Source organism: Psychrobacter sp. NPDC064578 (genome assembly GCF_044901245.1).
GTDB lineage: Bacteria > Pseudomonadota > Gammaproteobacteria > Pseudomonadales > Moraxellaceae > Psychrobacter > Psychrobacter cibarius_C.
The window spans coordinates 278,646-294,302 of sequence record NZ_JBJDPI010000002.1 but is presented as its reverse complement, the minus strand read 5'-3'; the positions used below and the strand labels follow the sequence as shown (position 1 = coordinate 294,302).

General features: G+C 36.5%; 11 protein-coding genes. 2 read left to right on the top strand and 9 right to left on the bottom strand.

Annotation, left to right across the window (positions count from 1 at the left end):
* Positions 1-25 precede the first annotated feature (25 nt).
* From ACI2JM_RS03130 to ACI2JM_RS03110, 5 genes are all read right to left on the bottom strand, one after another.
* A complete protein-coding gene (locus tag ACI2JM_RS03130) occupies positions 26-673 on the bottom strand; it encodes a hypothetical protein (protein ID WP_404642033.1) in 648 nt (215 codons plus the stop codon).
* Position 674: 1 nt separating this feature from the next.
* Positions 675-3,755 (bottom strand): tyrosine-type recombinase/integrase, encoded by a 3,081-nt coding sequence (locus tag ACI2JM_RS03125; RefSeq protein ID WP_404642031.1) that lies wholly within the window; start codon positions 3,753-3,755, stop codon positions 675-677.
* Between the two features lie 2 nt (positions 3,756-3,757).
* Entirely contained in the window at positions 3,758-6,307 is a 2,550-nt protein-coding gene (locus tag ACI2JM_RS03120) for a hypothetical protein (RefSeq protein WP_404642029.1), read from the bottom strand.
* Between the two features lie 118 nt (positions 6,308-6,425).
* Positions 6,426-7,601: an Arm DNA-binding domain-containing protein gene (locus ACI2JM_RS03115; RefSeq protein WP_404642027.1), complete on the bottom strand. Its 1,176-nt coding sequence runs from the start codon at positions 7,599-7,601 to the stop codon at positions 6,426-6,428.
* 2 nt (positions 7,602-7,603) lie between these two features.
* Positions 7,604-7,819 (bottom strand): hypothetical protein, encoded by a 216-nt coding sequence (locus tag ACI2JM_RS03110; protein ID WP_404642025.1) that lies wholly within the window; start codon positions 7,817-7,819, stop codon positions 7,604-7,606.
* 124 nt (positions 7,820-7,943) lie between these two features.
* Here ACI2JM_RS03110 and ACI2JM_RS03105 point away from each other — a divergent pair, with 124 nt between their 5' ends.
* Together ACI2JM_RS03105 and ACI2JM_RS03100 are read left to right on the top strand one after the other, a co-directional pair.
* Complete coding sequence (locus ACI2JM_RS03105; protein WP_225735171.1) at positions 7,944-8,165, top strand: helix-turn-helix transcriptional regulator; 222 nt, start codon at positions 7,944-7,946, stop codon at positions 8,163-8,165.
* Positions 8,166-8,389: 224 nt separating this feature from the next.
* The gene (locus ACI2JM_RS03100; protein WP_404642023.1) at positions 8,390-8,668 is read left to right on the top strand and encodes a hypothetical protein; all 279 of its coding nucleotides are present in this window, start codon (positions 8,390-8,392) and stop codon (positions 8,666-8,668) included.
* Between the two features lie 483 nt (positions 8,669-9,151).
* Here the strand turns inward: ACI2JM_RS03100 and ACI2JM_RS03095 are convergent, their stop codons facing one another.
* The 4 genes from ACI2JM_RS03095 to ACI2JM_RS03080 form a co-directional block, all read right to left on the bottom strand.
* Positions 9,152-11,833: a DEAD/DEAH box helicase gene (locus ACI2JM_RS03095; RefSeq protein ID WP_404642021.1), complete on the bottom strand. Its 2,682-nt coding sequence runs from the start codon at positions 11,831-11,833 to the stop codon at positions 9,152-9,154.
* 3 nt (positions 11,834-11,836) lie between these two features.
* Positions 11,837-13,378, bottom strand: a complete 1,542-nt coding sequence (locus ACI2JM_RS03090) for a site-specific DNA-methyltransferase (protein WP_404642019.1) — start codon at positions 13,376-13,378, stop codon at positions 11,837-11,839.
* 295 nt (positions 13,379-13,673) lie between these two features.
* Positions 13,674-15,182 carry a hypothetical protein gene (locus tag ACI2JM_RS03085; RefSeq protein ID WP_404642017.1) on the bottom strand — a complete coding sequence of 503 codons (1,509 nt, stop codon included), beginning with the start codon at positions 15,180-15,182 and terminating at the stop codon, positions 13,674-13,676.
* A gap of 34 nt (positions 15,183-15,216) precedes the next feature.
* Positions 15,217-15,534 carry a hypothetical protein gene (locus ACI2JM_RS03080; protein ID WP_404642015.1) on the bottom strand — a complete coding sequence of 106 codons (318 nt, stop codon included), beginning with the start codon at positions 15,532-15,534 and terminating at the stop codon, positions 15,217-15,219.
* Positions 15,535-15,657 lie beyond the last annotated feature (123 nt).

Below are 15,657 nucleotides of genomic sequence, written 5' to 3'. Positions count from 1 at the left end.
CATTAATAATACATCTGGCAGTAATTCAGGAATCCTTTGCTTGGTATGTGAAACCTTTAAGTTTGTTATGATTATTCACAGTACCCCGAGTCTTACCAATAAGCATTGAAAAATCTTTCTGACTAAGATAGTTTATTGGCGATTCATCTTCATTACCAAATATTTCGTTCCAAACAGCACTACTATATTTGCTTTTAGCCTGTGATAACTCTCTAATTTCTGAATACATGACACCTGGTTTTGAAAGTGAGAGAATAGAAATCGCCCTAATATAATCCATATATATAAAGTCTATTACGTCTTGGTCAAACTTATCTTGAATTCTTTTTTTTACTCTCTTTACCTGTTCATCAGTTTTATTCTTTGTATCATGGCCTTGAGATGTTGTATAACTTAGAATCACAGTATTTTCATTAGAAATATCATTTAGATCAAATATAGGAGAAAAACAGCCCCCGATTATTTCGTATGAACCGTCTTTAAATATGACAGAAATATTATGAATAGGTATCTCAACTCTGCTGCCAAAATAGTTAGGTACGTTTTTGAGGTAGGTACTCTTATCACTACTAATATAGGCTTTGATCAGTACTTGATGAAGCCTACTGGCTAAAGGATGGAGTTTTACGGTTGAGTTGCTATTTAAACTAATTGTTTTAGCAGATAGTTTCATATTACGCTACTTCCTTATTAATTCTGTCACCCATCATAATAAATACATAGTGGCTAAATATTTGTATTGTCCTAACATTCCACTGCCTTATAGGTATAACAGAGTTTGCTCTATTTTGAATTCTTGTAACTTCGGTTTGACTAGCGAGTGATAGCTCTACTCGGATCTGCTTTTGATTTTGACAAAAGCTTTCTTCTTGCTCATTATCCATATTTCTTCTCTGCGAAATAGGTATATCTTTTAAAGCATTGTCCCAAGCATCCTGATCTTGTTCGGCAGCTTGCGCATAGTTGTAGTATCTGAGTCGAATATCTTTTTTATAGACTAGTTTACGAATAACTTGAAGATAGTTATAGAGGTCTACTGCGCAGTTAAATATAATAAAGTTTTTATTATATTGAGAGTGAGTAAGTGTATGATATATAAATTGATGGATATGTTTTTTGTCCTCACTCTCTAAGTAAAGGCTACGAAATTTTTCCGTCATTTGCATCATGATTTTTCTATCATCATCATATCTATCTTTAACAGGTAATAAGCCTCCTTTATTATTGATATCAAACAACCTAGGGTTACCTTTCCTAGTTTGAAACTTTGAATCGTCTCTTAGTCGCTTTGCATTATGATGCCATGTTTCAACAGTTTCTTGACTGACATCATAGATATGCATGAGGTTCTCATAATCACCTTTCTGAGTATAAGCTTCAAGAACTTGATGTACTTCATCGAAAGAATATTTCTTAACTTTTACAATTTTTTCATCAAAACCATCATTAAGTATTTTACTGTGCATAGGTTTCGGAAAATAAGGCAGTTTAAGCTTATCAATGAGATATTCATTTAGTCTTAAATGCATATTTTCAGTTTCAAATTTTTGTCTTCTCGGTATTTTTAGTATCTGATTGTGCTTCATAGCTAGTTTAAAATTGGTCTGCCATAATAATAATCCCACCTGAATGTCCGTAAAATGTACATATGATGAAAATGTTGTACTAGGGGTAGCGTGGCCTGCTATTCCTGCCAAAGCATATATTTTCTTGTATGCAAGATTCGTTTCGAAATGATTGACGATGCTAGCAGCTTGAGCTGATTCGTAGGGTAGCAAGCCTTTTAAAAACGTTGCACCTGGATAGCCATTAAATTGATAGTCTTTATCGTATAAAAATGACATTAACTGAAAATTAGTTAGACAACTATGGCGTAGATGATGTGTAGTAAGATAGCTTAAGCCAGTAACCTCTTTTATAAGATGTGTAAGCATTCTTGATATTGTTTGAGCGTTGTAAGACATGCCATCTTGGCTGGCTATAAGCGTTTGACCTTTATCGCCTGAACGTTTGATGTAAACACGCTTAATTAACTTAATATCAGACTCTGTTAATAGTTGTGCAAGTAATACACGACGTAAAGCAGAGAGGCTTTTATTGTTTCCAAACTTATTATTTCTAATCTCTAGATAATTCTGAGTTTCGGCTACATCATTCAATCTTATTTTAACTATTTCACCAATTCTCAGCCCGCACCGATGTCCTAATATTAACGCTAAGCTCAAAGCCTGTTTTTCATCTATATTTGTAGTAAGGCTATCAATCTTATCAAGGATAGCTTGGAACATCTGCTCTGATATATAACCAACTTTATGATGGGGTTTATCGCTTGTAATCAATGGAGCTATAGGTTTTGTATGGTAGTGTTTAACCATGTATTGGTGTATTTCATTAATTAATGTAGCGACTGAATTCTTTGCTTTCGTGGTCTTACTGAGTTCAATCATCTCACTGTATAGCGTTATAAAATCTTCTTCCTGATAACTTTGTAGGTTTGCGTCTTGAGTAAGTGCTAGCCAGCGACTAGTGATGGTATTACTATAGGTTTGAACACTGCTTACTTTACAGGTACGTGCTTTCAATAATAGCCAGCCAACTATTGCCTTTTCTTGTAAAGAGCTTTGATCACTTTTTAATCGATTATAAATTTCATCTAGCTCTTTAATTAATTTCTTTTCAGATAATTTGGCATTATTGTCTTTAACGTCTTTCCTAAGTAACTTCGCTATCTCCACTACTAAGCGAGGACTACTTTCTACATGACTATTACTGTCCATGTTAGTCAAAACGCTATTAAATTCTTCTTGTTTCTGATTCTCATTATGTTGAATATTATAGATCAGAGACTGCCAATTGGAAGTTGCCATGCTATAGGTATTCTCTTTACCCGTTATAATATACCAAGTATGTTCAGGGAGATCGAAGAAAAAATAATTTTCTAGCACATAGACCGCACCTATCAAAAAACGTTTCAAACCAAGTTCTATTTCATTACCTTGGTTTGCTTGTGTGAGTTGTATGCTTTGATATCTTTTATATATTGTGAGATTCTTACTGCGTTCTATCACAGTATTTTTCTGCTCTTTGTTATAAGACTGGATAATATGAGCTGATAGTGGAGAAATAAAAACCTGTGCTTGATGAACCGCTTCTGACGCTTTATAAGTATTTGTATGATAAGCCTTGTCCTTAACGATCACAGTGATGGTTGGCAAACCTGAAATTTGTTCGATTTTTAAACGTTTCCCAATTACTTGATCCAATATCTCCTGTAGTACAGGAGCCTTTAGGATTGCACTGTGAAAGATGAGAGTGAATAAGATATCACTTACAGTTATATCAACAGTTTTTTTAGTTTCTAAATCTTTAACCCAGTTTAAATAAAAATCTAGCACGCGCTTACCGTCATTAAACCATTCTTGTGTACGAAAAGATTTGGCACGAGATGATTGAATGATAAGTTTAGGAAAACCCATATCAATATTTTCATCTTCTATTCGACTCTGACAGTATTTTACGGCGTGATTATATGAGGCAGAATATTTTTTAACATCTTTAAAATATTTATTAGCGGACAAATTAGTATCAAACTTTAGCCACATCAAGTCAAACGATCGCTGTTTATCTTCAGATGCTACAATTTTTGTCAGGTCGATGTGTTTGTCTATTAGTTTGCAAGCTAACGAAAAGCGCTTTTCTTCTAGTTTATCTCGTTTTTCTTCTCGTATCTTAATACCAGATTTTTGACGTGCCATCTTTAGCGCTCCAATTGAATGACTGTAAAGCCAATACCGTTGATAAGCTCATCTAGTGTATTTGTAAACCCTCTAAGTTCAGATCGTTTCAAACCGCTAAAAGGGTCGTAAAAGCTGAATCCTAGTTCATCAGAATGTCCCATCCAAGCACTAATAACGTCATATCCAATGGGTCTTTCATTGAAGTCTGAGTTGTATGAATATTTGCCGATGTGTATATTTTTGAGCGAGCGTATAAAATGTCGATGCCAATTAAGAGGTAGTGATATATATTGTGACATACGCTCTTTTATGAATACTTTGTTTAACTTCAACTGAATAACTGTATTAGTTATCTCATCTAATTTTAGATAATTTATCAGTCCAATACGGCTATCTAAAATATCCATGTATATTTGACTAATATTACTTCCTAATTTATTAAAGAGAATGCCATTACTTTTAATAAATTTTTCATACTCATTGATTTGCTGACATACGGTGTGTGGTAGGTAGATTAATCTGCCAATAGTGTCATCTTGCATTTCCTTATCGCTAATAAAGTAGACTCCAGTTCTGGTATCTATATCTGACAACCTGCCAAATGGCTCATTAACAGGTCGATAACCACTTGCAACAGACATCAAAATATATAGATAGTCCATAAAGCTGTTATGAAGACAAACCAATGAATTCAAGCTACTTAATTTTAAATTTGCAGTGGCGGCTTCCACTTTTTGTCTTAGTTTAACCACAATCTCTTCTAGTCTAAATTCATTAACAGCTAATGCACTCCCTATAGTCTTATCCCAATAATCTGTTAATGTTTCATCGGGTAGTTCAAAAAGCATATATAGTTTAGTTTGATTTGGCTCATACTTATTTTCAAGTAGCACTATTAAGTGATCCATATAATCGCGTTGGCATCGAAATAAATCATATTGACTGACATTATAATAAGGTAGGGCTGAGAGGTGATGAACAGCACAGTTAGTCAATACTTCTATAAGCGCTTTATCTATATTGGTCTGAGCTAAATAGTGAGGCAAATAGTTTTTAACCTTATTTATACTCAGTCTTATTCCAAACTCTTTATTGAGTTTACGGAGATCCTCTTTTGCTTCTTCATGAATAGAGTCTTTCATTTTATCATCAATACTTTCAACCATTTCAATGTGCATCGCACCTAACGGATACGGCATAAAAACATATAGCTTGTCTGGCTTATTCAATTTATTTGATTTATAGGCACATAACGATTTATCCCAGTCATCATCGATATGGCTACGTGCTGGACAAAACGTGAGCTGGTAGCGATAACCGTTAGATCCAAGCTTTAACTGCTCAGAAGTATATATGTCATGAATACCTGTCAGTAAGAGCATGTATAGATATAGTGCGGATTGATCAGATATATCGAATTTAAACTTTCCCTCTTCATACTCATGCTCATATTCGTACTCTTTACCAATAGATAAAAAATCAAGTTTGCTTAGTTTGCTAGCTATATATTCGACCAATCTTTTTATTTCATCTTCATGTGCCGTATTAACATCAGTCATCTGGTTCATAGCATTTTTTCGACGACTGTTTGATTGGCCTTCTGCTTTTACCAGATCTAAATAATAGTTACTTGGATTATCTATAGTTACTTGCTCAAAGGATTCCTGCTCATTATCTTGGCGTTCATCAGCTTCAAAAGCATCTGTATTGCTTGTAGATTCAAAGATATTTACTAAGTCACTGAACGTATTTCCTGTCGTATCGTCATAATATGAGGGACCACTAACAACTTGATAAGTAGTGCTGGTTATTCGAGTAATACCAGAAACATTTTTGAAGTAATTTTCAATCGGTAGAATATACTCGTAAAGATATTGGGCTATACGCTCATTAATATCATTTTTAGCATCGCTAGAAGGAAATAATGTATTTTTATTCAGCAACTTGCTTTTATATCTTTTTATTTCTGACTCAAAGGTATCAGGAGAGCTATTAAACCATCTGGTATAGTTATCGCTTTCTTGAGCTTCAGTAAGATTTTCCTGCACATCTTCCAAGCTATCCATTTCTGTTAAGTCCGGTAAGAAAGGAATCAGAAATTCACGGGTTTTATTGGTTAAAAATCTGCATTCATCAAGTGTCGTCTCAACTCGACTGTCATAATCCGTTAGCTCAACCATCCTTAGACACAAGAAAAAATAAAGAGCACGAATAGTATTTATCTTAGATGAGTCTGCTCGATGGACTAAAAAGGTAATAAGATAAAGATCTTTCAGATAAAGACGACGCTCTTTAAATTTTTCTAAAAACACTTGATGATCGATGCCTTTTTCATATATTTGTGACTTCTTTAACTCCATTAGAGAGCCTTCAACCTCTACTGTTTCTATCCACTCAGCCAATGATCGATATTCATTGTTCAACTCTAATCTAAATTGTTCAGGCAAAGTATCTTTTAAAAATTCTAGCTCAACTATTAAGCTTGCTACCTCTCCAATATTGGCAAAATCAAGGATATTAACCTTTAACCAATTCTTAATATTATTAGAGATATTATTTTTATCAGCCATTATTCTATAACCATTACGAACCATTTCCTTAACTGTAGCTCCATTTATATAAAGCATCCAGTGATAAAATTGAAAAAAGACATCTATTCGGATGTCTTTTTGTTAAACATAGGCTTTTTCATACATTTTGTAATATTCCTCGTGCTATCAGTAGCTTATCTAAAGCACTTCCGTCTTGACGAGTTAGGTTTGGCACATAGCGAGAATACACTGTGAATAGCATTTTTGTGTTGCTATGACCCATTTGAGCAGCAATCCATTCAGGCGACTCACCAGCAGCAAGCCAAAGAGTTGCAGCCGTATGTCTACTTTGGTAAGGATTACGCTTATCAAGCTCTAAGTATCGTAATAACGGATACCAAACTCGCTTTGTCACATTACGATGATTCAAAGGTGTACCCGCTTTTGTGCAGAACACGAACTCACTTAGATGTTTAGTTAGTTTCCGCTGACCAATTAATGCATCATAAACCAGTTGGTTCATCTGAATGATACGATTCGAACCTGAGGTTTTAGTTTCGCCTATGACACCATTGACGACTGCCTGATCAACGATGATTTGTCGGCGTTCAAAATCTATATTTTTCCAAGGCAAGCCATCAATCTCACCTGTACGCATACCTGTAAAAAATCGTACGATATAGTAAGGCTTATAATCTGCTCTCACGTTATTGATAATGAGCATGACCTCATCTAGATCAAAAGGACTGACATTACTTTTAGGCTCACTGAGTGGTTTTATATTCTTCCAAGGGCTGTCAAAATCAAAACGCTCAGAGGCTTCGGTCAGCACCATACGTAATGGCGTCATGATATGATTAATGCGAGACGCTGATAAAGTTCTTCCGTTATTACCATCTTCGACTAACTTGCCTCGAAAAGTCATGATTTTGGCTTTGCTAATGGTATTGAGCGGTACATTACCAAAATGAGGAATTAAGTAAATTCTAAATATATCTTCCACATTACTTATTTGAGAGTCCCGCCATTCCGGCTTTTTTTCCTCTAACCAAACTTTGCTAAAACTATCAAAGCCTGAGCTTGAATCCTTATGACTATTTGTTGACCTCATAAGCTCTAAGCTTTGAAACTGCTCAAGCTTTTTACTTTGCGGAAAATAGTTTTCATAGCGAAAACTACCTAATTGAATCTCTGCTTGCATTTTACTAACAAAATTTTCTAGACGCTTTCGATTAGGCTTAGTGTCTGCAAGTAAAGTTTGCTCTCTACAACGTTGGCCTATGTATCGAAAATCTACATATAGGTTGCCATTACGGCTATTGATACTCGCCATGATTACGCTCCCGCTGCAAATGGAATGTTATCGTCGTAGCCTGTCAGCATTAACTCTTCAATCTTTTGCCATATGAAAAGGATTTTTCTACCTCCAAATGGTTTGATGTAATGAATGCCCTCAATGAATACCGCATCCTTAAGTTGATTGCGTATTGTCTTGCTGTCATATTTAATACGTTGTGACAGCTCTTCGGTTGTTAAATAGGTATAACTCATAGTAAAATCCTTACTAAAGATTAAAGTGTTATTATCTAATAGCTTTATGACCTGCTATAGAACATAATTTACACTAAAAATCATCTTTTGCAAGACATCTTTATCTACAGTAGGTTATTTTATTATGGAGGAGGTTATGGTGAAATGTAATTTATCTAGAATTATGGGTGAAAAAAGACTTAAGATTGCCGATGTGTCTAGAGATACAGATGTCAACAGAGGCACAATCACACGTATGTATAACGAAGAAGCGACCAGAGTGGATCTAGAGGTAGTAGAAAAGCTATGCTTATATTTGGATATTGAAGTGGGCGACCTTTATGAGCTAGTTAAGGAAGAAGAATAAACTTTCCTCCTTTTAAAATTCAAGATAGTGCTGCGCTTATCAGTTATTACACCAAATAATACGCAACAATATAGTTTCTCAAATGAGTTAAATGTTCTATTAAGTAATAAAAAACTCTACAGAAGGTTATTTTGAGTTGCATCAGCTCAAATGTATGTATAATTCAATCTGTAGGAAGTCATTACGACTAACAGAAAGAAATATTAATCTACAGGAGGTTATACATGAAGACATTTATTAAATCGCCGCATGCTTCAATCTGGTTAAGCGCCGAAGCGATATCGCTATCTACCAAGCTTATGGTAAACCTGCAAATACAACAGGGCTCGCAGTTAGCAAAAATGCTAGGCGTTAACCCCCTTTTCTACAATGATGAAGCGGTTAGGATATGGGTTCAACGTGAGCTCAATGAGGGGTTAGCGCTAAATCATTATGCATTAACGAACCTTGAGACCAAATTTTTGGACATTATGAATCACTACGATATTCCTTATTCGTTGTGATCAACGTTAACTATTTGGTTTGGAGATAACCATGAGCTTAAAACTTATTTTTAGCGCCAATGCAGATCAGTCCGACATACAACTATGTGAAGACTATTGGGCATACGGGCATAATGGACGGTATGTAGAGCATATAGAAACGCTCTGTAGACAGTATAGTGTTGATTATCATATTTTGTTTGGTGTATTAGCGGAGTGCCAAGCTTACTTAGATGATGTGCACTGTGAGTACTGTGGACGGCCTTATCAACTTGATGTACCAGCGGATATACCTTATATCAGAAAACAATCATCTTGGTTCTGCGAATCATGTATTAGTTTTTCTGGCGGGCAGCTTACAGTTGGTAGATAGTTATTCGACAAATCAAAAGCCAGATAGTTGAACTATCTGGCTTATTGTTTTTATATTATTCAAATAAGACTTAATAATATAAAGGTATTTATAGATTAAGCATAATACGAAGCACAGGGATTGCATTTAGTTTAATTAATTAAACTAAGTATCTGCTGCCGCACGTCTTGACCTTTATCGTCTTTTTTAACCGCCATTAAGAATAAGCATTGACCTTGGCTATGACTTGCCCAAAGTTCGCCTACCATACGTTTCTCTGCTGAATCATCATTGGTTTCGTAAGGCTTGCCTTTATACTCAACCACCAAGATACGACCGTCCCGCAATTCAACGATAAAATCAGGATAAAAGTTGGTATGTGCCAGTGGTAAGCTGAACGACGCTTCCCCACGTCTGACTAGGTTTCTTACCCAATGCTTCACTTGAGGTAGTAAATCGATAGTCTGAGCACAGTCGAACTCTTCACCTGAAGATTTCATGTCTTCGATTTGCGGATAATAATGTTTGTCAAACGCATAACTACCTGAATAATAAGGTGGTCGTGTTGGATAATTATCTGCTTTAAACTCGTAACTAAAGTCATATGTTGTGAGTACTTCAGCATCGCTTGCGAATAAAGTTTGCTGATATCCTTTAGTCATTGCTTGCTGTCTATAAGCAGATACCAGCTCCTGTATAGAGCGAGCAAGTGGATATTTATTACGTATGAGGGTAGTGAGTGTCAATGACGGTATTTGCAATAATTGGTTGATTACCTTGGTTAAGAAACTCGTCATTTCACGCTGAGTTACATCACTTTGACGGCATTCATGGTCTAGCCAGCCTATAAGCTCATCTTGGGTTACTTCGGTATTAGCTAGGTTTAGGTTTAAAGTTTGTGACTCATGAGCAAGGTTATATTTAACTTTTTTGCCTTCTACATCGACTAGGAAACTTGTCGTCTCTTCAGTAGGCTGGTAGTCGAGCTTGGCTGGGTAATCTAGTAGATTCCAACCTGATACATCCAAGAATACTTCTTTCTCAACCAGTTCAAGCTCACCCTGAACCATGACACACAGTCTTGGTAGCGGGGTAAATTTCACTCCGTTCTCTGCTGGTGACAAAGCTGCATGTACACTGAGGTTATGCCTATCAACTGAAGTCTCAATCTCTTTTTTATTTTCGACCGCCACTTTGGTAATTGCTTTTTTCAATGGCTCTGAGACTTTACCCGTAACTGTGACCACTTGGCGACCATCTATCTCAGATATTTTAATGCTACTGCGTTCTTCTTCTGATAACTCGGTGGTATCTATCGTATCCTGTACCTCAACCATCAGAGAAGGTGGTGTCAACTTAGGTCTCGAGTTTACAGCGTCATCTTTATCTACCTGACCAAATAAATCACCTTGATTGGCATCTTGCTGTCGAAGGAACGTGGCAACTTCTAACTCTTCAAAACCCATTGAGATAAGTTTATCTGTCAGCTCTTTTGCCGCTTGCGCCAAACTTGTGGTTGCCAAATGAGCATAAGCTCTATTTAGATCTTCTATCACGCGGCGTTTTGCATAAGGCATCCGCAATACACGTCCCAATAGCTGCTCAGCATCTTTGCTAGAGGACACCTGTTTAACTGAACAGAACACATAGGCAAATGAGCAATCCCAGCCTTCTTTCAAAGCTTCTATAGTAATGATGTACTCGATAGGACAGTTAGGGTCAAAAAGATCGATACCATCTAGCTCTCGCTGCGTCCCTGTAGCTACTGCAATTTTATCCTCAGTAATATTATGATCTTCAATCAGACACTTTTTAAGTACTTCAACCGTTACTTTGCCGTTCTTATTCTCTGCCTGCAGTAGGACGATAGGACGTATATAGTCGATATCTTTTTGCGCTTTAAGCGCTAATCTATCACGTGTTAATACCGCATCACGTACCGCTTCTTCCCAGCCATTAATATGCTCGGTCAAAATGATAGGTAGCTTGATCATCTCTTCAGCTTTGAGCTGTGCCGCTGAGACATGATATAAAATATTACTACCATTAGTGGTTGAGGTATTAGGAGTGGCAGTAAACTCAATAATAGCCGCAGGATGTACACGTTTCAGGGTGTCAAAGGTTAATGACGTCCTAGCATTATGGGCTTCATCAACGATGACTAGAGGGTTGTATAGCGCCAATAGGTTGGCAAAAGAGTACTTTATCTTACCTATATCATTGACGGTCAAACCATTTTCAGAAACATCGTCTTCGCTGACGGTCTCAAGCTTGTCATAAAAGGGATGCTGACGACTTAATTTGGCAAAATGCGGTTCAAAGTCTTCATGATACTGATAGACCTTGCGATCAGACGTCTTAGCTACTCGTAAATTGGCAATGGTAGAGACGACTATGATTGTTTTATTGCCAATATCTTGCGCACGGATTTGATTGACATCAGCGATATCGTAGACACTGACTTGATTAGCAAAGGCGCAGTTTAAATGGTCGGTATAGTCTGGATTGCTCTTGAGCGCCGAAACGGTCTGCTGCTGAATGGTAGTAGTCGGTACTAGCCATAACACAATAGGGAAATCTTGCGATAGATAATGAGTCGCCGCTGTAGATACTGCATAAGCACCTAGTACAGTCTTGCCGCCACCTGTCGGAATGCGAATACAGACATAAGGCGTATCATCGAAAGAGTAAGCACGATAAGGGGTTTCTACAAAGTTATTATCTTGTAGTGTTTGCTGAAATGCTGTGTCGATGTCACCATCCATACGGCAACGCTGAAAAAAACTCGTAAGGGTATCAAGTGCACCTTGCTGATAGCTCTTTAGTTCAAACATCGCTTATCTTCCTTTCACATCGTATGGTATTTGCTTAAATATAATATTTTCACTTTTGAGGCGGGCTTCTCCCATTCGGCTCGTCTCACCATAGATGACTTTTTTACCATTTTCTGGGTCTTCAGGGTGTGGTGGTAGTATAGACAGCACTTTTGATGTGAGTACGTTGCCACCGTTAGGACGTTTATCGCCTAAAATACCGTTATAAAGTAAGTAATAAGCCACGCCATTGTGCACGCCAAGTAGTGGTGATTTAGCTGACTGCTGTAGCGCTTGCCGAGTATCACCATACCAAATATGCGCCGCAAGCACATCAAAGCTGATGCCTTCTCTTAACGAACCGTTCTCATTAAAGATGACTTCACCTAAGCGGTAGAATTTGAAGCCACTACCACCTTTCCAGTTGACGTCTTCTGAAATACCACCTTGCTCACCATCAGCTACTTCTTTTAAGCGTGGTTGGGCGTGTGTAACTGCATGTTCACCAAGCTCGATGCCGATGAACCTACGATTCATTTTCATAGCAACAGCGGAGGTAGTAGCAGACCCAAGAAATGAATCGAGCACTAAGTCACCTTCGTTTGAAGCGATATGAATTATTCGTTGAATAAGCTTTTCAGGTTTAGGGGTGGAAAACGGCGAATCTGGATTTAACTTCATTACTTCTCTTTTAGCATCTTGATTATGACCTACCTCTTGCCAGAGCCAAACAGACTGAGGTGTCGTTGTATCATCAACTGTACTAAGAAATCTTTTAAAAGCTGGAGTGCTATTTGTACCATCTTTTCCCCACCAGATTGAATTTTCTTTCACATGACGCTGATGAGTTTCATAGTTGTAACGCCAAACAGCAGTCTTAGAGGGCCAAATTTCTTTACCTGTTTCGGGTTGTATGATCGCGTAATATAAATTCGGCCTTTCTTTTGAGCTTTTATTACATTTGTAGTTATCCGCTCTCCATAAACCTCTAGAATCATTATCAGGATTTTTATACGCTTTATTAGACTCAAGATTTCTTTTTAATTTATTAGGAGTCCAGCTTGTTTTTGACTTAGCATAAATAATCACATGATCATGATCTTCACTTAGAGACTTTGCATCATTGGATGCAGCATACTTTTTTTGCCAAATTGAATTTGAAATAAAGTTACTTCTTCCAAAAATCTCATCGCACATTACTTTTAAATAGTGCGCCTCGTTATCATTTAAAGTTATCCAAATAGAGCCATCTTCAGATAACAGTTGATGCAATAGCTCTAAGCGTGGATACATCATCGATAGCCATTTGCTGTGCTCTAAATTATCGTCATAGTGTTCAAAGGCACTTTTAGTATTGTAAGGTGGGTCAATAAAGATGCACTTTACCTTTCCTGAATGCGTAGGAATGAGTGCTTTTAATGCATCGAGGTTGTCGCCTTGAATAAGCATATTGTCAGTATTTGACTCGCCATACGATAATTCTGGCACTAGCTCTACCAAACGATATGGACAGTCACGCGCTGTAGTCAACGCTTGCTCTTTATTCAACCAATTCAATATAGGCATATCGCCTCACTTCCTTCTTTATTTTCAGCCGTAAATGGCTGGCATGTTTAGTGCTTAATATTCTGAGTGGTAATTTATCATACAACCCGCTTGCTCTCACCAGATATCGACCTGTTATACGATATCTTAGGCATTTGCTTTGTCAGAGCTACTTTAAGCTATTGTTGGATATTTTTCAGGTTTGATTTGGATGGATGCGACATTATCTGTCGCACGCAACCTAAAGAAGTTGCATGCATTTTGAGTAAGTATAAAAAAAACTATTCAGAACTATAATTATTTTTCATGAAAGTGGTTAGATGATATTAGATAAAAAAGCTTGTAACTTTTTAGGTAGTGTTAATAGCTTATCATAAGTATTTAGGTTTGCATTTTTTACATATTCAATTAAAACTTCATCAATACGTGTTTCCCAATTTGCAATTCGTCGGTATTTATTTATAGCTTTTTGTTTATCTTTAGATAATACTATTCGCAATGCAAGCTGATAACGCATATCCCAGTATAATAATATAGCTTCTGGGTAGCTTTCATATGAAAAAGAAGTGCCATTAACTTTTGAGTTTTCTAAATCTCGAACACCTGTTTTAAGAACAGCAGTTATCGATGAGGGTATATTTTTACCTCCAAAAACAAATGAGTCTATTTTAATATCATCTATAGCACTATCATGAATGATTACTGCCTTTAATATCTGCTTATTCTGAGCCGGGAGAGCAGTTGTTCCGTTCATATTTCTCGCTAGAATATATTTTTCAATAAAATCTGCTTGCTTATCGACTGATTTGCTAACTGATTTATCATAGCCTAATAAGTAAGGTATGAAATGTTTATCCTCCCATGTCTTACATGTTCTACCTTGAAAAGGTTGCAATTCTAGATGAGTTTCATGAACCAGCTTAGCTAATAATTCATTTGACGACTTGCGTGCTATATACCCTTTCAATGAGATCAAGTTATAGAGTAAAAAGTCTAAACGTTGCGTTAATTGATTGCCAACACTTTCGAAAATAGAATTAAACGCACTCTTTAAGTTGCCATCAGCTATCTTATTCAAGTTAGCCATCTGTCCGCTGTCGTCATAATGCCCGACAGCGTTGTTCATAAGTTCAATGTAATTCCGTGTATGCATAGAGATTTGATCAGCAATAGTTGGCAAATATGTCTCCATTAACCTAGATTGCTCTAAGTACTCTTTCGGCATAGAAAAAGTTAAATGCCCCAATAATTCTGCCAATAGAGCTGTATTCTCATAGCCTCTACCTTCTGCATCACGATATGGATGCGAAGCTCTAAATTCAAACTGCATCTTGAATCGGGTTTCTATGTCTAAAAAGTTAAATAGCTGAATTTTGGACTGTCCTTTAAATTCATATTTGCTTAGCTTATAAAACAAAGTAATTATTTTATAAGCTAAAACTCTTTTTATGTCGTTACTAAGAAAACTCTGAAAGGTCACACCTGTTAGTTTTTTGATGTATTGCTCAATCCTTTTAACTGAATCTTCTGCTGAACCACCATATTGCTCTTCGAGATATTGATAGAGACTCTGTTTATTTAGGTCTTCAATAAGATTTGGATTGCCAATTTCATACTCAGAACTATAGATATCAACTTTTTGATCTTCGTCTAGATAACTATGATAAATCGCTTCTAGTAAGTATGAACTACCGTTAGAGGAGAGTATTCTGCCTCCTTTAACAGTTCTTTGCTGGATTTTTTGAGAATCCGTCATCAAGCTTTTCAATTCATTAAATTTGGATATTCCATTTTCTTTCAGGGCACATTCGATAGCAAAATTCATGTTACTCACCTTCTGCGATTTATTTTTATAAATTTCAAGACAATAGTTGATTTGGTAGCAACTCGTTATTGTTTTGGTCTTCAATCAATGCAGTTGCCTGCGTTTTAGTGATACCTACCTTAGTTTTAGTATCTTCATATATCATTACAAGTGCGTCTACATGTACTTCCGTATATACATTTCCATTTTTACTGTTTTTCGATAGTTGAAGCGCAATCACGTCTTTATCGACATCTTTATCATACATTTTACCTGCGCGCTCTATGGTGATGCCTGCACGTGAGGTGGAAGTGCTTACCTTATCAAGTAGGTCAATCGTGGTGTCTGAAATTTTTTTAATATGAGTTGTCATATTGGTCTCCATTGAAGTTGCAATTGTTGGCAAATGCCAATGGAGTTATATTAAAGAAACTTACCTCTCACCGTAAGGGCAGTTTTTTCTTAATTTTGAGGTCTAGAGCTAGAGTCATGTCAG